Origin of the sequence: Kribbella sp. C-35, from assembly GCF_046549195.1 — a bacterium.
In the GTDB taxonomy this organism is placed as follows: Bacteria; Actinomycetota; Actinomycetes; order Propionibacteriales; family Kribbellaceae; genus Kribbella.
In genome coordinates this window covers 21,387-39,708 of record NZ_JAJPWG010000008.1, presented here as the reverse complement: position 1 = coordinate 39,708, position 18,322 = coordinate 21,387, and the positions used below count along the sequence as shown (strand labels likewise).

Sequence of the window (18,322 nt, the reverse complement as noted above, 5' to 3'; positions counted from 1 at the left end):
ACCTCACTCGAGTGGTCCCCTGTTCACGGGCTGCAGCGGGTGGATGGTCACGCCCTGGACGACGCGGTTCACCTCGCCGTCAGGGAACGGGTTGTCGGGTGTCCGGCCGAGAGCCACCGAGAATCGCAGCGCGAGCAACTGCGCGATCACGACGTACGGCAGAGCGAGTACCGCGTCGCTCACGTCGGCCACACCGTCGATCTGCAGGATGGTGTCCTGGTCGCTCGGTTGGGCGTCGACGACCAGCACGTCGCCGGCGTCGATCGCGGTGCGGAGCTCGCGCGCGATGTCCTGGTCGTACTGCCGGGTGTAGGGATCGTTGGACAGGTAGACGACCGCGAGGGTGCGTTCCTCCAGCACCGCTTTCGGACCGTGCCGGAAGCCGAGCGGGGTGTCGTAGTAGCTGACGATCTTCCCGGCGGTGAGCTCGAGAAGTTTCAGGGCCGACTCGCGGGCGAGGCCGGCCAGCGGGCCACTGCCGAGATAGACGATCCGGTCGTAGCGGCGCGTGGTGTACGTCGCCAGTTCGCCGGCGCGGGAGAGGATCTGCTCGGCGGTGGCGGCGAGCCGGTCGGCGAGCGCGAGATCCGGATCGGGCGACAGCACCAGCCAGGCGGTCAGCAGCATCGAGGTGAAGCTCGACGTCATCGCGAAACCCCGGTCATTGGTTGCCGGAGGCATCAACAGCACGAGCGACGACGGGTCGTCCGCGTGCGTCCGCGCGAGGTGCCCGTCGGCGTTGCACGTGATGACCAGCTGATGCACCGATCGCAAGCAGGTGTCCGCCAGCTCCGTGGCAGCCACGCTCTCGGGGCTGTCGCCGGATCTGGCGAACGAGACCAGCAGAGTGGGTACGTCCTCGGCGAAGATCTCCCGCGGGCTCGACACGATGTCGGTGGTGGCGATCGCCTCGACGCGGCGGCGCAGGTTTCTCGACAGCGCCGGAGCCAGGATCTGGCCGGCGAACGCCGAGGTGCCGGCACCGGTCAGGACGATCCGCAGGTCCGGCAGTGCGAGCACCGGCCTGAGGAACTCGTTCACCTGGGTCGACTTGGCCGCCAGTATCGCGGCTACTTCGCGCCAGACCGCGGGTTGCTGCAGAACCTCCTGCTGGGTGGTCGTGTCGGTCATGCGGACTTCTTTGCCGAGGCGAACCGGTCGAGCAGCGGACCGTGCGCGTCGATCGCGTCGTCGAGGATGCCGGTGGCAACGGTGAGGCCGTTGACGAGTGGGTCGAGGGCCAGCGCTTGCAGAGCGAGCGCGCGGTCGCCGGTCAGCGCCGCCTGGACGGTAATCTCCTGCTGCTGTGCGCGTGCGGACAGTACGGCGGCGATGCCGTCGGGCAGCGGTCCGACGCCGAGGCCGATGATGCCGTCGGCGCCGACGACCGCCGGCACCTCGACGACGGCTGTCGACGGGAGGTTCGGGATCTTGCCCTCGTTCGGCACGTTGACCGCCAGCTCGACGTGGTCCTTGCCGGTGACGATGGCTTCGGCGATTCCCACCAGGCGTTCTGCCTCCTGGTTGTCGGTGCGGGGGAGCGGGGCCTTACCGTCCGCTTGGGCGTGCAACTGCTCCCACAGGTCGTCCTTCTGGCCGATGTACCGCATTGTCGCGTCGCGGCCGCCCTGCAGGCCCCAGGGCAGGTTGGTCTCGTCGGCCGGGCTGCCGTCAGCGGCTCGCAGGTACCCGCCGAAGAACTCGGCGACGTGCCGGTCACCCGGCGCTGGGTAGCGGCCGAACGTCCTCAGCAGATCTGCCGAGACCGCGAGGTGGACACCTTCCTCGCCGGTCGACGGCGCGTCGATGTCCCCGGCGCGTTCTGCGACGAGACGGCGCAGCTGCGGGTACACGTCCTCGGTGCCACGGCGCAGGTCGAGCAGCCAGCAGAGGTGGTTCAAACCGGCAAAGATCGCGCTGAGCTCGCCGCGGCCGTACCCCAGATCGGCGGTCAGCTTGGCGAGGGTGTGCATGGTGCCGTGACACAGGCCAACCGCTTGGAGTCCGGTTTCGGCCGTGATTGCGCGGACGTTCGCCGTGAGTGGGTTGGAGTAGTTGATCAGCTGTGCCTCAGGCGCGAGGTCGGCGACGTCGCGGGCGATCGCCACGAGTTCGGGCACGTGCCGCAAAGCCCGCAGTACCCCGCCCGGCCCGACGCTGTCGCCGACGGTCTGGGCGATGCCGTACTTCGCCGGTACCTCGACGTCGGCGCGCCAGCCGGCCGCGGCACCGACGGCGATCGTCGTCGTGACGAACCGGGCGTGCGGCAAGGCATCCCGCCGGTCGACGTGCGGAACGAACGTGAGGTCGGCGCCGCGCTCCGTCGCGATCCGGCGTCCGACCTTGGCCATGGTCTCCGCGGCCTCGCCGTTCAGATCGACGAGGTGAACCGTCCAGCCGTCGAACGTCCGCGACGCCGCGAGATCGGTCATCAAGCCGGGAGTGAACACGGTGCTGCCGGCGCCGATCAGGACGATGGAGTTGTCGCTCACGGATTTCCCCTTCACTTGGTGCTGCCGGCCAGCAGGCCGTTGACGATGTAGCGGTTGAATGCCAGGGCCAGGGCCGCGGGGACGACGATCGCGAGGACGCCCGCGGCGTTCAGCAGCGTCGACGGCACCACGTGCCGGCCTTGGAGAGCAGCGATGACGACGGTCAGTGGCTGAGTCGACAGGTCACTGGACAGCACGAGCGGGAACAGGAACTGGCCCCAGGCGAACAAGAACGTGATCAGCGCGGTCGAGATGATGCCCGGCCGAGCCAGCGGCAGCAGCAGGTGCCACAGCACCTGGAGCCGCCGGGCGCCGTCGACGAGCCCGGCCTCCTCGATCCCGTCGGGCAGACTGGCGAAGTAGTTGTGCAGAATCCATGTTGCCAACGGCAAGAATCCTGACACGTAGACGAGCACGATGCCGGTGTAGGTGTTCACCAGACCGAAGGTGCTCATGATCCGGTACAGCGGAATCAGCGTCGTGTACGCCGGGAACGCCATCGTGGCCAGCACCGCGTAGAAGAGAACGTTCCGGCCGCGGAACCGCATCCGGGCGAACGCGTACGCCGCGAGCGTGGCGAGCACCACGGTCACGATGGTCGCCGCGCCGCACTCGACGACGATGTTGACGGCCGACCGCCGGACCTGCGCCGGAATGTCGCTGTCTCCGGAGAGGAGCGTGCTGTAGTTCTGCAGCGTGGCGTTCGTCGGAAGATAGTGCGCGGGCCGTGCGCGGGCGTCGGTCTCGGTCTGCAGACTGGTCTTGATCGCCCAGTACACCGGTCCGAGCGACCAGATGAGCAGGAGTGCGACCCCAAGGCCACGCAGGCCGGTACGTCGCTTCGTCATAGTTCGACCCTCCGGTAGACGAGGCGGACGACGACCAGCGAGACGAGCAGGGTGACGACGGTGATCAGCAGGGACAGCGCGTACCCCTTGCCGAAGTCGAGGTCCTGGAAGCTGATGAAGTAGGTCTGCATGGTCACCGAGGCACCGGTGTTGGCCGCGCCGTTCAGCACGTAGGGCTGGTCGAAGACGTTGAGCGTGGCGATCACCGCCTGCACCATGGTGACCGCGATCCCGGGCCTGGCCAATGGCAGCGTGATCCGGCGGAACGCGCCCCACGCCGAACAGCCGTCGATCTGGGCCGCCTCGTAGAGCTCGCTGGGGATGAGCTGCAGGACGGCCAGAATCAGCAGGACGGACAGCGGCGCGATCTGCCAGACCTGGACCAGCTCGATCAGGGCGATCGTGAGCAGCCGGTTCTGGCCGAGCAGTACGGCGTTGCCGTCGCTGAGGTGCAACGACGACAGGACGCTGTTGATCAGGCCCGCGTTCGGATCGAAGATGCCGGTCCAGAGGATGCCCTCGACCACCCCGGGCATAGCCCAGGGCAGGATCAGGATGGCGATCACCAGGCTCCGGCCCCGGAACGGCCGCTGCAGCACCACCGCGGCCGCGATGCCGATCAGGGTGGACAGGGTCACACCGATCACGACGTACAGCGCGGTGTTGCCGAGGCTGCCGATGACGGCGTGGTCCTTGGCGAGCCGGACGAAATTGCCCAGTCCGTCGAACCTGGTGGGCGGGTCCAGGGCGTCGACCTTGTAGAAGGACTGCACGATCGTGAACACGGCCGGAACCAGCGCCAGGAAGGCGATGAAGATCATCACCGGCGCGACCAGCAGGTAGGGCAGCAGATCGACGCGGGACCGCCGTACCGGATCGATGCCCGGCGCCGGTCCGGCCGTCTTGACTTCGGCCGTGGTGGAGGTCACGGTCACGACCCGGACGCCAACTGGTTGGCGGTGTCGCCGATCGTCTTCATCGCCTGCTCGACCGACATCGAGCCGGTGGCGGCGGCGTGCAGGTTGGTGTAGACCGCGTTGGAGAACTTCGGGTACCAGGACGGGGCGCCGCCCTCGAAGACCGGCTTCGATCCCTGCAGCATCGGCACCAGCTCCGCGCCGCCGATGAGGTTGCCCTTCGCGGTCATCTGCTTGACCGCCGACAGGTGCGACGGGATCGGGTACGTCGCGAACGTCTTCTCCGGACCGTTCACGCCGGCGAAGTCGGCCTGCTGCTCGGTGGCGGTGAACCACTCGATGAACTTCGCCGCGGCGTTCGGGTACTTGGCCTGCTTCGCGATCCCGATGCCGTCGGGGTTGCTGAGGTTCGCGGCCGGGCCCGAGGCGCCCGGAGTGGCGATGTACTTCACCTTGCCGACCACCGAGGAGGACTTCTTGATGTTGTACAGGGTGCCGACGTTGCCGGAGTAGTCCGAGAAGGTGCTCGCGACCTGACCCCTGGCCATCAGATTCTGCATGCCCTGCGAGTCGGTGACGTTGATGTTGCCGGGCGGGACGAGCCCGGACTTCAGCGCGTTCACCATCCAGTCGGCGGCCTTGTAGCCGGCCGAGTCGGGGCTGGTGAACTGCGGCTTGCCGTCCTTGTCGAGGACCGTTCCGCCGAAGGCGCCGGTCGTCTCGTACCAGTAGGTCGACAGTCCTTCCGCCGCGGCGAACGGGATGTTCAGCGGGTGGTCCGCCACGCCCTTGGCCTTGATGGTCTTCAGCGCGGTCGTGTACTCGTCCATGGTCCGCGGGGCCGGGTTGACGCCGGCTTTCTGGAACAGCTCCGTGTTCACGGTTGTGACCATGAAGGAGGCGTCGTACGGGATGCCGACGACGTGCCCGTCGACGGTGAACGAGGCAAGCTGCGGTACGTCGGCCTGCATCGCCTTCGTGTCGACGTAGGAGTCCATCGGGTAGAACCAGCCGAGCTTGCCGAGCTGCCCGACCCGGGACCAGTCGACGTTGGTGGCGTCGGCGAAGTACGTCTTCGCGGTGGCCGCCGCCGAGATCTTGTTCTGCAGGCTGTCCCAGTCGATGTTCACCCAGTTGACGGCGATGCCGGTCTGCTGGGTGAACGCGTCCAGCGCCGCCTTCGGCGGGGCGTCCGAGGCGAGTGCGACAGTGATCGTGACGCCGGAGGTCTGGGTCGATCCGCCACTGCTCTGCTTGTCACCCGATCCGCCGCAGCCCGCGACGACAAGGCTCAGACTCGCGATTCCGGCCAGTAGCCCGGTGCTCCACCGGGCGCGACCGGTCCGGCGGCGTGTGCTCCTCAGCATGGTTGCTCCAAGGGTTTGCGCGGTGCGCAGTTGCGCACTGCTCAATGCGCGAATGTGATGCGAAGGTAGTTTGAAAGAAAACTAACGGTCAAGGATTTCGTATACATGCGCAGGAACTTGAGCAAACGCGCAGTTCGTGCGCATCTTGTACAGTGCCGCTGTGCGGAAGTCGGAGCGGTTGAGCGAGATCCTCGATCAGGTCGGCAGGCAAGGCACGGTGGACGTCGCCGCGCTGGCTGCGGCGCTGGGTGTCTCGGGCGCGACCATTCGCCGCGATCTCCAGGCGCTCAGCCGCAACCAGTTGCTGGTTCGCACCCACGGCGGAGCGGTGTCCAACGAAGCCGGAGACGAGAAGCCGACCCGCGTGAAGGCTGCGATGCGGCAGCTGGAGAAGCGCAGCATCGGGAGGGCGGGCGCCGCGCTGGTCGCGGACGGCGCGGTCGTCGGCATGACCGGCGGCACCACCGCCCTCGAGCTGTCCCGCGCCTTGGCGCAGCGGCGCGGGATCACCGTCGTGACGAACGCGATCAACATCGCGTCCGAGCTCGTCGGCCACGCCGGGATCCGGCTCGTCCTGATCGGCGGTATTGCGCGTTCGACCTACGAGCTGGTCGGCCCGGCCGCGGAGGCGATGCTCGCCAAGTACCACCTCGACATCGCCTTCATCGGGGTGGACGGCCTGACACCGGAAGAAGGCTGCACGACGTACGACGAGATGGAGGCGCAGACGGATCTGGCGTTCCTGCGCCGGGCTCGCCGCAGCGTCGTGATCGCCGACAGCTCGAAGATCGGTCGGGTGACCTTCGCCCGCATCAGCCTGCTCTCCGGCGTCACGGACATCATCACCGACCGAGGCGCCCACCCCGACCAGCTGGCCGCCCTCCGCCGAACCGGAGTTCACGTGACAACGGTCTGAAGCCGGCTCGGTTGCTGTGCCCGGGTCAGCCCTTGAGGCCGGAGAGGGTCATGGTGGCGACGAACTGTTTCTGGGCGATCAGGAAGAAGAGGATGAGGGGCAACGTGGCGACGACGTTGCCGGCCATCAGCAAGGACCACTCGGTCCGGCGGGTGCCCTGGAAGTTCGCCAGGCCGAGCTGCAGGGTGAAGGCGTGGTGGTTGTTGATCGCGATCAGCGGCCAGACCAGGTCGTTCCACGAGCCGAGCAGCGTGAAGATCGCCAGGGTCGCGAGCGCGGGTTTCGCCAGCGGGAGCACGATACGGGAGAAGACCTGCCAGCGATTCGCACCGTCGATCAGACCGGACTCCTCGAGCTCCTTCGGCAGCGACAGGAAGAACTGCCGCATCAGGAAGATCCCGAACGCTGACGAGAGCCAGGGCACGATGGCGGCGCCGAGGCTGTCGATCAGCCGCAGCCGCGAGAAGAGGAGGTACGTCGGGATCATCAGCAGCTGGGTGGGAATCATGATCGTTGCGAGGATCATGAAGATACCGACGGTTCGCCCCCGAAACGCCAGCCGCGCGAATCCGTACCCGGCCAGCGAGCACAGGACCAGATGGGACACGATCGCCGACGTTGCCACCAGCACGGTGTTGCCCAGCCACAGCAGCGCATCCGACTCGGTGAACAAGGTCACGAACCCGCTGAAGTCGATCCGTGACGGGATGATCGGCGGCGGGAACTTGAGCAGCTCGGCCGCCGGCGACACCGATGCGAGGAACATCTGCAGGAACGGCAGCAGGAACAGCAGAGCCACCGGCGCCAGCAACAGGTGCCAGCCGGACGGACGTGACTTCGGGGCCTTTGAGGTTGTGTCAACGGTCACCTAGAACGCCTCCATGTTCTTCCGCCGGGAGTAGACGACGACCCCGATCGTGGTCAGCAGCGTGATCGCGAACAGCACGTACGCCGCCGCCGAGCCGTAGCCGAAGTCGAGAGACCTGAAGGCCTTGTCCCACAGGAAGTAGACGATCGTCCTGGTGGCGTTCAACGGACCGCCACGAGTCGTCGTGTAGACGAGGTCGAACAGTTGGATAGCGCCGATCGTCTGCCAGATGGTGACGAAGACGGTCACCGGCCGGAGCTGCGGCCAGATCACTCGCCAGAACGTCTGCCAGCTGCCGGCGCCGTCGACCCGCGCGGCCTCGATGAGCTCGCCCGGTACGTCCTGCAGTGCAGCCAGGTAAATGACCGTGGTGAACGCGGCCTGACCCCACAACGACATGATCGCGATCACGACCATCGCCTGGGCCGGATCCTCGAGCCAGCCCTGAGCGGGCAGCCCGAGCCTCTGGAGCACGTTGTTGACCAGGCCGTACTGCGGATTGAACAGGTAGGTCGACAGGATGCCCGTGGCGGCCGCCGAGGCTACGAAGGGTACGAAGATCGCAGTGCGGTAGATCCCGATGCAGCGAATTCTCCGGTTGAGCGCTACCGCCAGGAACAGCCCGGCGAGGACCGACATCGGGACGAACATCGCCGTGTAGATGATCGTGTGCAGTACGGCGTCGGCGAACTCGGCGTCCGTGATGAGCCGGCTGTAGTTCTTGCCGCCCACGAACTCGGGTGCGCTGAAACCGTTCCACTTCTCCAACGAGAGCACGAACGCCCAACCGGCCGGAAAGATCGAGAGCCCGAGAACGATCAGCGTTGCCGGGCCGACGAAGAGCCAACCTGTGAGAGCAGCCCGCCGCCGGTCGTGCCGACGTCCGGAGCGATCCGGTTGATCAGCCTTTGACGACGCAGTGGCGGCGGGCGACAGCTCCGTGGTGGTCATCGCGCGGCCTCGAGCGCGGTGTTCGCCTTGGCGGCGGCCTTCTCCAGGGCCGGCTTCGGCTCGGCCCGTCCCTGCAGCACCTCGGAGATGGCCGTGCCGATTGCCTGCGACAGCCCCACGTAGCCGGAGACGGTCGGCCGGACCTTCTTCGCATTGGCGCCGTTCGCCGCCATGATGTCCAGGCCGGGGTACGTCTTGACCTGGGTCTTGAAGGCTGCCGAGCCAACCTCGGAGGAACGCAGCGGCAAGTTGCCGACGGCCACATTCCAGCGCTCGTCCTGCGCCGCCGAGGTCAGCCAGTTGGCGAACTCGTAGGCCCAGTACTCGCGGTTCTTGTCGTGGTGGTCGAACAGCGCCCAGAGGTCGGGGCCGGACGCGGTCTGGTGATCGCCGTTCGTCCCCGGGAGCAGCGTCACGCCGTACTTCGTCTTCGCTGTCTTGAGGTCGTAGAGCACCCATGGTCCGGAGGCCATCATGCCGATCCGGTTGTTCCGGAACAGCTGCTCGTACTTGGTGTCGGTCTGATCGAGATACACGGACTTGTCGGTGACGGCCATGTCCCGCAGGAAGGTCAGCGCCTTGACGCCGGCATCGGAGTCGAACGCGGCGGTCTTCTGGTCCGGGCTGAGGATCTCACCGCCGTTCTGCCAGAGCTGCGGCCACATCTTCCAGACGGTGTTCTCGGCACCGGACACCGAGTAGGCGTAGCCGTAGGTGCTCGTCGCGGGGTTGGTGAGCTTCTTCGCGGCGGCCCGGAGATCGTCCCAGGTCCACTGGTCGGTGGGGTAGGGCACGCCGGCCGCGTCGAAGACCGTCTTGTTGTAGAGCAAGGTGAGGTTGTCGACGATCGCCGGGAAACCGATCGTCTTCTTGCCGGTCGGCCGGGCGGTGAGACGGGCGCCTTCGGGGAACTCGCTCCACTTGACGTCGGGCTCGGCGACGCGGTCGGTGATGTCGAGGGTACGGCCGGACGCCTCCAGCTCACTCGCCCAGCTTCCGTAGGCGTAGGAGATGTCCGGGTAGCTGTTGCCGACGAACCCGGCGGACAGTTTCTGCAGCAGGTCGTCGGTGCTGGAGGCTCCGGGGGACACGTCGATCGAGACGTTCGGATGGGCCTTCTGGAACTCGGCGGCCAGTCCTTCGAGGATCTTCTCCGAGTTCTCGGTCTGCCCTGTCCACATGGTGAGCGAGACCTTCGCGTCCTTGTCCAGGCTGCCTGCACCCTGGCCGCTTGATCCGCAGGCGGTCAGCCCGGCCAGACCAAGCGTCACGAGTGCCGTGACGACGGAAAGAGTGGTGCGACGCTTCATAACAAGCTCCTTCGAGGTCGGGGCGTCGTGACTCAGCTGCAGTTCGGTACGTCGGACAGATCGAGCTCCACGCCGCCGCCCAACGTTGACGGCAGCAGGTCCTGATGGACCTTGAACAGCTCGTCGACGAGCGCGGCGAGCCGGTCAGGTGTGAGCGTGGAGCTGGCGTTCGGGTCGACGAGCATCGCCTGCAGCACCAGCTCCCGCGACCCGGTCAGCGCGGCTTCCACGGCGAGCTCCGCCACGGATAGGTACGTCCGGTTGTGTACTGCCCCCTGGACCGGGATCGCACCGACAGCGATCGGCGCGATCCCCGACCTGTCCACAGTGGCCGGGACCTCGACGACCGCGCCCTGGGGCAGGTTCGAGATGAGGCTGCGGTTGGGGACATTCACGTGGATCTCGCGCTCGGTGCCGGTGACAACGGAATGGATGACCTGCGGTGCGTACTCCGCGGCACCGCCCTCGTCCTCGAGCTCCAGGTCCCGACCCTCGGCAAGCGCCTGCTGGGCCGCGTGGAACTCGGCCAGGTTGCGCCGGTCGGTGTCGAGATGCTGCATCGGCCGCAGCCGGAAGCGCTCGATCTGCTCGTCGGAGCGCAGGAACCAGGACAGGTACTCGGCGCTGTGCTCGCTCGTCTCGGTCGGGTAGTAGCCGATCCGGCGGAACATCTCCACCCGCACCCGGCGCTCGAGCTCCGGGTCCGCCGCGAGCTTCTCCCGCAGCTGCGGGTAGAGGTCGGCGCCGTCCCGGCTCCACTCGTAGAGCCACGACTGATGGTTGACGCCTGCCGCCCGGAACCGGGTGCCTTCGAGCGGTACGCCGATCAGCGCGCAGAGATCGTGGACGGTCCAGAACACGCTGTGGCACAGGCCCGCGGTTCGCAGGTCCGGCGCGACGGTCGCCAGCCACCAGATGTTCATCGCCATCGGGTTGGTGTAGTTGAGGAACAACGCCTCCGGACAGACTGCGCGCATGTCTCTGGCGATCCCCGACAGGACGGGGAACGTCCGCAGGGCGCGGAACACGCCACCGATGCCGGTGGTGTCGCCGATCGTCTGGCGCAGCCCGAACTCGTTCGGGAGCTCGAGATCGACGCGACTCGCGTCGACACCGCCCACCTGGACCATGTTCACCACGAAGTCGGCACCGTCCAGGGCGGTACGGCGGTCCGCCGCAGCAGTGATCCGGAGCGGGCGACCGGTGCGGGCAGCGAGCTGTTCGGCCGTACCGCGGGCTACGTCCAGGCGCGCCGGGTTGATGTCGTGGAGGACGAGGTCCAGTTCCGGCAGATCCGGAAAGCTCAGCAGATCCGCGACGAGCTGGCGGGTGAAGACGACGCTGCCTGCCCCGATGAACACAATGCGAGCCATCAACTGCTCCTCGAGTGGGTGATCGATCCTGCCGACCTGTGATAGTGATTGCTGCAACAATAGTGCATATGCTGCATGCGCTTGCAATAGCTTGCTGCGACTACTCGTAGAAATCGGAGAGGCACCCATGACGATCGACACCCGCTTCACGGCCGAGGACCTGGCGGTCGAGATCCACGCCAGCGAAGGCGCGATGGGGGCGGCCGCCGCCGGCCGGGCCGCCCAGGTCCTCAGGACCGCGGTGGAGGCACGCGGGCGGGCTCGCGTCGTGATCGCGACCGGGAACTCGCAGTACGCGTTCACCGACGCCCTGGCCGATGAGGAGATCCCCTGGGGCCAGGTCGAGGTCTTTCACATGGACGAGTACGTCGGGATCGACGACCAGCATCCCGCCAGCTTCCAGCTGTGGATCCGGAACCGTATCGAGCGGCGGTTCTCGCCGGCGCGGGTGCATTACCTCAGTGGCGCCGGCGATCCGCAGGCGGAGGCGGACCGCTACGAGCGCGAGCTCCGTTCAGCGCCGCTCGATCTTGTCTGCATGGGCATCGGAGAGAACGGTCACCTGGCCTTCAACGAGCCCTTCGACGCCGACTTCGACGACCCGCGGTGGGCCCGGGTGGTCACGCTGACGCCGGAGTCGAGGCGTCAGCAGGTCGATGAAGGTCATTTCGCGTCCCTGGACGACGTACCCGAGCAGGCGATCTCGCTGACGATTCCGGCGCTGCTGTCGGCGGATCAAGTCCAGGTGTGCGTCCCGGAGAGCCGCAAGGCGGGCGCGGTGCGCGCAACGCTGGTCGAGGAGATCGGTCCGCACTGCCCGGCGACGATCTTGCGCCGATCGCCCAACGCCGTCCTGCTGCTCGAGCCTGCCTCGGCGTCGCTGCTGGACCGCACCGACTCGACGGTAACGACCGAGCGTCGCTGAACCCTGGCCCTGCTGGGCAGTATCAGACGGTGCGCGCAGGGCCGGTGGAACTACGCACGATCAGCCGGGAGTCGAGGACGACGTGCTCGTCGTCCTCGACCTGCCGGTCCTCGATGATCGCAAGCAGCGCATCGACCGCCTCGGAGCCGGCGGCGTCGCCAGGAACGTGCACGGAGGTCAACGTCGGATACGCCATCGCCGACATCGGGCTGTCGTCCACCCCGATGACACTGATGTCTGCTCCGGTTCGGACCCCCCGCTCGGTCAGTCGCGCCATCACGCCGAGGGCGATGAGATCGTCGTACGCGATCACTCCGGTGATTCCGCGCGCGATCACCAGGTCTGCGGCATGGACGCCGGACTGGACCTGCGCCTCGAATGGTCCAAGCTCCACGAGATCGAGGCCGAGCCGGGCGCTCGCTGCCAGGACAGCGCCGCGGCGCTGGGTGTTCGACCAGGAACGCTTGGGTCCGTTGAGGTAGGCGATGGCGCGATGCCCGAGGGCGGCGAGGTGCTCGACCGCCTGCTCCATCCCGCCTGCTTCGTCGATGACGACACTCGCCGCGCCCGGGACGGCCCGGTTCACGAAGACCACCGGACCGAGCGCGAGCAGCTCGTCCATCATGTCGTCGGGGGTGCGGGGCGAGGCGATGATGAGGCCGTCGACCTGCCGGCGCATCGTCCGGGCCCGCGGCAGCTCGTCTGCGGGGCGCTCGTCGACGTCGGCGATCAGCACTGTCCTGCCATGCTGAATGCTGCGCGCCTGCACCGCTTTGATGATCGGCGGGAAGAACGGATTGGCGATGTCCGGCACCATCAGCCCGATCAGGTCGGTGCGGCCCGCCGTCAGCGACCGCGCGCTGTGGTTGGGGACGTACCCCATCTCTCGCGCGATCCGCTCGACCCGCTCGCGGGTCGTCGCGTTGACCTTTTCGGGGGCGGAGAGCGCCCGGGAAACGGTGGAACCCGACAGCCCCGCCGCAGCCGCGACGTCAGCGAGAGTGACAGCCATGCCGCTCCTTGAACCCCTTCGAAGGACGACCGTGCTGCGGTTGCAGCAACCGCTTGCAGTATACCGGGCTGTCCGCGATCCAGCTGTTGCGCCTCGATTCTCGCACTCCAGGTGCTCTTCGTCGGGCACGTGGGCGACATGTAATCCCGCTGCACATCGCGTCAGACTCCTCCTATGGATTAGGTGTGCCAGATTTCCGGGCGTCCTGCGAGGTGTACAAGGCGGATCAGTCGGCCAGACCGCGGCTTTCTGCAGCCTCGTGTTCAAGGCACTCACCACTCCGGACTCACCAGTTGTCGCAGGCAACTTCCGGCCGCTGCGGATCGTCACCGAGCCCGGCTCGGTGGTGCATGCCGTACCGCCGATGCCGACCTTCACGCTCTGGACAGGTCTGCTCGGTGGTGAGGTGGTGCTCAAGGCGCTCGCGCAGGGGATGCCCGATCGGGTCCCGGCCTGTTCGGGTGGTGACGTCTGCTCGATGATGGGGCTCGGGGTCAATCCGCGCACCGGCGAGCAGTGGCTGGAGGCAACCAACGAAGCCGTCGGCTTCGACGGCATCTCGGACGACCTGCTCGAGGGATCCGTGCACATCGAAGACGGTCGTATCACGGCCATCGGTGGACCGCCTCGAGAGACCGACCAGGTACTTGATGCGCGAGGTCGCACCGTGCTGCCCGGCCTCATCGACGCGCACTGCCACGCCTACGGCATCGATCTGGATCTACTGAAGCTCGAATCTGCCCCGCTCAGCTATGTGGCACTGGTTGCTGCCCGGCGGCTGACCGGAGCGCTCTCCCGCGGATTCACCACCGTGCGGGACCCCTGCGGTGGAGATGCCGGACTCGCCCGGGCGATCGCCGAGGGGTTGTTGCCTTCGCCGCGGTACCTCTGGACCGGTGCAGCGCTGAGCCAGACCGGCGGCCATGGCGATGTCCGAGCCGCCGACAGCGCCCTCCAGTTGGGTTGATCGACCTAACTCGGGGTTCGCGGACTGGAGTGCCTCCGGGCATAGACGGCGAGTTCGACCTGGCAGCCGTCCGGGTGCTCCATGGTGAGCGCCTGGGCCGCCGGGGTCAGTTCAGGACGCCGAGCAATTCTTCCGAGATCGCTTGTGCCTCGCTGATCAGCAGTGGGACCGCGGCCTTGCCGAGTTCTGGCGTCATCCGGAAGGCCGGCCCGGAGACAGAGATCGCCATCGAGACCGGGACATCGGGGATCCGGACGGCATAGCAGACGACGCCGACCTCCTGTTCGCCGTTGTCCCTCGCGTAGCCCGTGCGGCGGATCCGGTTCAGTTCGGTGCGGAGCTTTGCCGGGTCGGTGATGCTGCGCTCGGTCGCGGCCGGCATACCGACCTTGCTCATGATGCGGGCTACCTGGTCGTCGGCCAGTCCGGCGAGGATCGCTTTGCCGACACCCGTCGAATGAGTGTGCGTGCGGTGCCCGACCTCGGTGAACATCCGCATCGCATGCGGGGAAGGGGACTGGGCGATGTAGACGACCATGTTGCCTTCCAGGATCGCCAGGTTCGCCGATTCGCCGATCTCCCGGGCGAGCGTGTCCAGGTGCGGTTTCACGATCGGGCCGAACTGCGAGTCGACCCGGCCCGCCAGCGTCGCCAGTCTGAGCCCGAGCCCGTAGCGGCGGTTCGGCAGCTGGCGTACGTAGCCGAGTGAGACCAGCGTTTTCAGGAACCGGTGCGTGGTCGGAGCCGGGACAGCGATCGCGGCCGAGAGCTCGGTCAGCGACGAATCGCCGCTGGCGGCCAGTAGCTCGAGAAGGTGGAAGGCCCGTTCGACGGATTGGACACTTCCCGACGCCCTGTTGTCCACCATCCTGCTCTCTGTCGTTGCGACCACTGACCCCGGTCGGGACTTGCCTGTAGCAAGCATAGGTGGTCCTTCCGCGGCGAATTGGCACTGGACCACAGCTGATGTCAGTGCTAGAGGTTCCGGATAATGGAATTAATATTCCGCATAGTGTTGACACCTTGGTTCGGTAGGCAAACACTTGGGACACACCCCCAGATCAACAGCCCACAGCTATCGGTCGCCGCGTAGTACATCGGTGTAGAGAGCTGGTGTTGCGCAGACTTCGGGGGCCTGCGCCGGGCGAACCCGCCTGTCAAGGGAGACGATCACCATGACCTCCGGCTCGTTGCTCACCCGCCGCCGATTGCTCCGAGGGGGCCTTGGGCTGGCCGCCGCCGGCGTCGCCGGCAACTCGTTGATCGCCTGCGGATCGCAGTCGTCCGGTACGCCGGCCGGCTGGACAGAGGTCACCTTCAGTTCCGTCGGTGATCCCACAACGCAGAAGATGTTCAAGGACATGATCGCGGCTGCTCAGCAGGAGAGCCTCGACGAGCACAAGATCAAGATCGTGTGGAAGCCCGCCCCTGGCGACGACTGGGCGAGCGTCATGCTGCAGTTCGCATCCGGTACGGCGGCTGATCTGCAGCGCATCGACGACGACCGGGTGTACGACCTGGCGACGAACGGCAAGATCCTGCAACTGGACAAGATGATGCAGGACGCCGGCCTGGGGTTCGATCTCTCCAAGTACAGCCCGACATTCACGACCAAGGTCGCCGTGGAGGGGTACCAGTTCTCCATCACGCCCGGCATGAGTGCCAATGCGCTCTATTACAACAAGAAGTTGTTCGCCGATGCCGGGCTCACGGCGCCGACGTCGTGGTCCGATGCGTGGAGCTGGGACGAATTCGACGCAGCCGTCAAGAAGCTGACGAAGAAGAACGGAAGTCGGACCGACATCTACGGTCTGCAGTACGCGGTCAACACGGTCCAGGCCACGGCGTACGGTGCTGGTGACACCGCGCTCTACAACAACCAGACCGAGTGCGGTTACGGCAAGCCGGATACCGCGGACGCGATCGACAAGCAGATCTCCTACATCCGCGACGGTCATGCACCCACCGTCGACGTGGAGTTCCTGCCCTTGTTCAATGCGGGAAAGCTCGCGATGACCTGGCAGGCCATGGACGTCAGCGCGCAGATCAGCAAGGACGTCGACTGGGACGTGATGCCTTGGCCCAAGACGCCGCAGTTCGCGATGACGAAGAACTACGCCCGGACCTGGGTCATCCCGAAGACCGCGAAGGATCCGCAGGCCGCCTTCCTGGCGATGACGGCACTGTGCGGCAAGGCCGCGTCGGAGGTCATGGCCAAGGCACAGTTCGCCGTACCGGCGCTGACCGAGGTCGCCAAGAGCGCCGCGTTCACCGACCATCCGCGGCCGAAGACCGCGACCGTCTGGGCCGAAACGCTGGGTGAGGCCGGCGGCCACACGGTCGACATCCCGTTCCCGCGCGGGCCGATCGGGACTGTGCTCGCCGACTCCTTCGTCGAAGGCACCAACGCAAACAACCTGATGAGCGGCAAACTCGCCACCGCTGACTACATCAAGCGCGGACGGGACGCAGTCAACGCCGAGATCAAGAAGCGCAGCTGGAACGGGAACAAGGGCAAGGAGTTGCTCGAGAAGGGAGGAGCGCTCACCGATCCCGACCTGAAGGTCGCGACGAAGTGACCACCGCACAGACGATCCAGACGCCGGTCCTCGAGGCAGCCGACAAGCGCGAGCCGGGCCGCCGATCGAGGCGCCGCAACCTCCGCGGCTGGATGTTCATCGGTCCGGTCGTCCTCGGGACACTGATCTTCAACATCATTCCGGTCCTGCCGACGCTGGCGACGAGCTTCACCGACTGGGACGGCCTGGCGGCACCGAAGTTCACCGGCGTGGCCAACTACCGGGAGATGTTCGCCGGGCATGATCCGCTGTTCGGCAAGAGCTTGCTCAACACGGCAATCTACACGGTCGGGTACGTTCCGGTCGGCATCATCATCGGGATCGCCCTTGCCCTGCTGGTCAACAACCGGCTCCGGGGGATGGCGGTCATCCGGGCGCTGATCTTCCTGCCGTACGTGACCTCTCTGGTCGCCGTCGGCGTTGTCAGCAGGTGGGTGTTCAGCGATCAGTACGGCGTCATCAATGCGGTCCTGGCGCAGTTCGGCATCACCGGACCGCATTGGCTGGGTGAACCCGGATCGGCCATGGCCGCAGTGATCGTCACGGCGATCTGGGCGAACATGGGCTTCAACATGATCATCGTTCTGGCCGGCCTGCAAGGCGTTCCGGAGACGTTGATCGAAGCGGCGGTCCTCGACGGAGCCGGCCGGTTCTCACGATTCTTCCACGTGACGCTGCCGTTCCTCACGCCGACGATCTTCCTGTTGCTGATCCTGCAGACGATCGGCTCGTTCCAGGTCTTCGCGCTCATCCTGGTGATGACCGGTGGCGGACCGGGCGACGGCACGTACGTCTATATCTACCACCTCTGGTACGAGGCGTTCACGCTGCGACGGATGGGTTACGCCTCGGCACTGGCGATCGTGCTCTTCGCTGTGCTTCTCGCGGTCACCTGGATCCAGAACCGGCTTTCGAAGAGGTGGGTGTTCTACCAATGACGCGACGCCGACCGCGCCGGATCGTGGCATCGACGGCGACCTACGTCGTCTGCGTCGTGGTGGCGTTGCTTGCCATCGGCCCGTTCCTGTGGATGCTGTCGAGCTCCTTCAAGGAGCCGGGCGACGTGATCAGCCTGACCCCGAGCCTGATCCCGCACCCGTTCACCGGCGAGAACTACGCGTACCTGATCAACAACGGCGTCCTGCCCTTCATCCGTTTCCTCGGGAACAGCGCCTACATCACGGTGCTGGTGATCATCGGCCGGCTGTTCGTCTGTGCGCTCGGCGCGTACGGCTTCGCGCGACTGCAGTTCCGCGGGCGGGACGCCGCCTTCGGGTTGCTGCTCGCCTCGCTGATGATCCCGGACATGCTGATGGTGCTGCCGCTGTACTCGGCGTACGTCAAGGCCGGTCTGATCGACACCCACTTCCCGTTGATCATCCCGCCGATCGTCGCCAACACGTTCGGCACCTTCCTGCTCCGGCAGTTCTTCCTGACCATCCCCAAGGAGTACGACGAAGCCGCCCTCGTCGACGGTGCGAGCCACTTCCGCATCTTCGTGAGCATCATCCTGCCGCTGTCGAAGCCGGCCCTGGCCACCCTCGCGGTGCTGACCTTCGTCAACGTCTGGAACGACTTCTTCGGCCCGTTGGTCTACCTCAGTGACGTCAACAAGTTCACCGTCCCGGTCGGGCTGGCGTTCTTCCAGACGCAGGACAGTACCCAGTACGGCCCGCTGATGGCCGGAGCGACGCTCGCGATCATCCCGACCGTCCTGGTCTTCGTCTTCGCGCAGAAGTACTTCACCCGCGGGATCTCGATGACCGGAATCAAGTGACAAGCACTGTCGAGGACAAG

General features: G+C 66.5%; 17 protein-coding genes. 6 read left to right on the top strand and 11 right to left on the bottom strand.

What is annotated here, in order from left to right; translation table 11 throughout:
• Positions 1-3 precede the first annotated feature (3 nt).
• Genes ACLJOO_RS39780 through ACLJOO_RS39760 form a run of 5 tightly spaced genes read right to left on the bottom strand, consistent with a single transcriptional unit; the run spans position 4 to position 5,624 of the window.
• Positions 4-1,131, bottom strand: a complete 1,128-nt coding sequence (locus ACLJOO_RS39780; RefSeq protein WP_410793184.1) for an SIS domain-containing protein — start codon at positions 1,129-1,131, stop codon at positions 4-6.
• On the bottom strand, positions 1,128-2,492 hold the full coding sequence (locus ACLJOO_RS39775) for a hypothetical protein (protein WP_410793182.1): 1,365 nt from the start codon (positions 2,490-2,492) through the stop codon (positions 1,128-1,130). The genes ACLJOO_RS39780 and ACLJOO_RS39775 overlap by 4 nt, the downstream gene beginning before the upstream one ends.
• An 11-nt stretch (positions 2,493-2,503) precedes the next feature.
• Complete coding sequence (locus ACLJOO_RS39770) at positions 2,504-3,340, bottom strand: carbohydrate ABC transporter permease (protein WP_410793180.1); 837 nt, start codon at positions 3,338-3,340, stop codon at positions 2,504-2,506.
• On the bottom strand, positions 3,337-4,275 hold the full coding sequence (locus tag ACLJOO_RS39765) for a carbohydrate ABC transporter permease (protein ID WP_410793179.1): 939 nt from the start codon (positions 4,273-4,275) through the stop codon (positions 3,337-3,339). The genes ACLJOO_RS39770 and ACLJOO_RS39765 overlap by 4 nt, the downstream gene beginning before the upstream one ends.
• Complete coding sequence (locus ACLJOO_RS39760) at positions 4,272-5,624, bottom strand: ABC transporter substrate-binding protein (RefSeq protein ID WP_410793178.1); 1,353 nt, start codon at positions 5,622-5,624, stop codon at positions 4,272-4,274. The genes ACLJOO_RS39765 and ACLJOO_RS39760 overlap by 4 nt, the downstream gene beginning before the upstream one ends.
• Positions 5,625-5,784: 160 nt before the next feature.
• On the opposite strand from ACLJOO_RS39760, the gene ACLJOO_RS39755 reads away from it, so the two are divergent.
• The gene (locus tag ACLJOO_RS39755) at positions 5,785-6,540 is read left to right on the top strand and encodes a DeoR/GlpR family DNA-binding transcription regulator (RefSeq protein WP_410793176.1); all 756 of its coding nucleotides are present in this window, start codon (positions 5,785-5,787) and stop codon (positions 6,538-6,540) included.
• A gap of 25 nt (positions 6,541-6,565) precedes the next feature.
• On the opposite strand, the gene ACLJOO_RS39750 is transcribed toward ACLJOO_RS39755, so the two are convergent.
• The 4 genes from ACLJOO_RS39750 to melA are packed head-to-tail and all read right to left on the bottom strand — an operon-like array spanning position 6,566 to position 11,042.
• Positions 6,566-7,408, bottom strand: coding sequence for a carbohydrate ABC transporter permease (locus ACLJOO_RS39750; protein ID WP_410793175.1), 843 nt, complete (start codon positions 7,406-7,408; stop codon positions 6,566-6,568).
• The gene (locus ACLJOO_RS39745) at positions 7,409-8,359 is read right to left on the bottom strand and encodes a carbohydrate ABC transporter permease (protein ID WP_410793174.1); all 951 of its coding nucleotides are present in this window, start codon (positions 8,357-8,359) and stop codon (positions 7,409-7,411) included. It lies immediately after the preceding gene.
• Entirely contained in the window at positions 8,356-9,669 is a 1,314-nt protein-coding gene (locus ACLJOO_RS39740; RefSeq protein ID WP_410793173.1) for an ABC transporter substrate-binding protein, read from the bottom strand. Before ACLJOO_RS39740 ends, ACLJOO_RS39745 begins: the two co-directional genes overlap by 4 nt.
• A gap of 32 nt (positions 9,670-9,701) precedes the next feature.
• A complete protein-coding gene (gene melA / locus ACLJOO_RS39735) occupies positions 9,702-11,042 on the bottom strand; it encodes an alpha-galactosidase (protein ID WP_410793172.1) in 1,341 nt (446 codons plus the stop codon).
• A gap of 127 nt (positions 11,043-11,169) precedes the next feature.
• On the opposite strand from melA, the gene ACLJOO_RS39730 reads away from it, so the two are divergent.
• Positions 11,170-11,967, top strand: coding sequence for a 6-phosphogluconolactonase (locus ACLJOO_RS39730; RefSeq protein WP_410793170.1), 798 nt, complete (start codon positions 11,170-11,172; stop codon positions 11,965-11,967).
• A gap of 22 nt (positions 11,968-11,989) precedes the next feature.
• Here the strand turns inward: ACLJOO_RS39730 and ACLJOO_RS39725 are convergent, their stop codons facing one another.
• Entirely contained in the window at positions 11,990-12,979 is a 990-nt protein-coding gene (locus ACLJOO_RS39725) for a LacI family DNA-binding transcriptional regulator (protein ID WP_410793168.1), read from the bottom strand.
• On the opposite strand from ACLJOO_RS39725, the gene ACLJOO_RS39720 reads away from it, so the two are divergent.
• The gene (locus ACLJOO_RS39720) at positions 12,978-13,946 is read left to right on the top strand and encodes a hydantoinase B/oxoprolinase family protein (protein WP_410793166.1); all 969 of its coding nucleotides are present in this window, start codon (positions 12,978-12,980) and stop codon (positions 13,944-13,946) included. The genes ACLJOO_RS39725 and ACLJOO_RS39720 overlap by 2 nt on opposite strands.
• A 106-nt stretch (positions 13,947-14,052) precedes the next feature.
• On the opposite strand, the gene ACLJOO_RS39715 is transcribed toward ACLJOO_RS39720, so the two are convergent.
• Positions 14,053-14,814 carry an IclR family transcriptional regulator gene (locus ACLJOO_RS39715; protein ID WP_410793164.1) on the bottom strand — a complete coding sequence of 254 codons (762 nt, stop codon included), beginning with the start codon at positions 14,812-14,814 and terminating at the stop codon, positions 14,053-14,055.
• A 307-nt stretch (positions 14,815-15,121) separates the two neighbouring features.
• Here ACLJOO_RS39715 and ACLJOO_RS39710 point away from each other — a divergent pair, with 307 nt between their 5' ends.
• The 3 genes from ACLJOO_RS39710 to ACLJOO_RS39700 are packed head-to-tail and all read left to right on the top strand — an operon-like array spanning position 15,122 to position 18,302.
• Complete coding sequence (locus ACLJOO_RS39710) at positions 15,122-16,525, top strand: extracellular solute-binding protein (RefSeq protein ID WP_410793162.1); 1,404 nt, start codon at positions 15,122-15,124, stop codon at positions 16,523-16,525.
• Positions 16,522-17,463 (top strand): carbohydrate ABC transporter permease, encoded by a 942-nt coding sequence (locus ACLJOO_RS39705; RefSeq protein ID WP_410793160.1) that lies wholly within the window; start codon positions 16,522-16,524, stop codon positions 17,461-17,463. Before ACLJOO_RS39710 ends, ACLJOO_RS39705 begins: the two co-directional genes overlap by 4 nt.
• Positions 17,460-18,302 carry a carbohydrate ABC transporter permease gene (locus ACLJOO_RS39700; protein WP_410793158.1) on the top strand — a complete coding sequence of 281 codons (843 nt, stop codon included), beginning with the start codon at positions 17,460-17,462 and terminating at the stop codon, positions 18,300-18,302. Before ACLJOO_RS39705 ends, ACLJOO_RS39700 begins: the two co-directional genes overlap by 4 nt.
• Positions 18,303-18,322 lie beyond the last annotated feature (20 nt).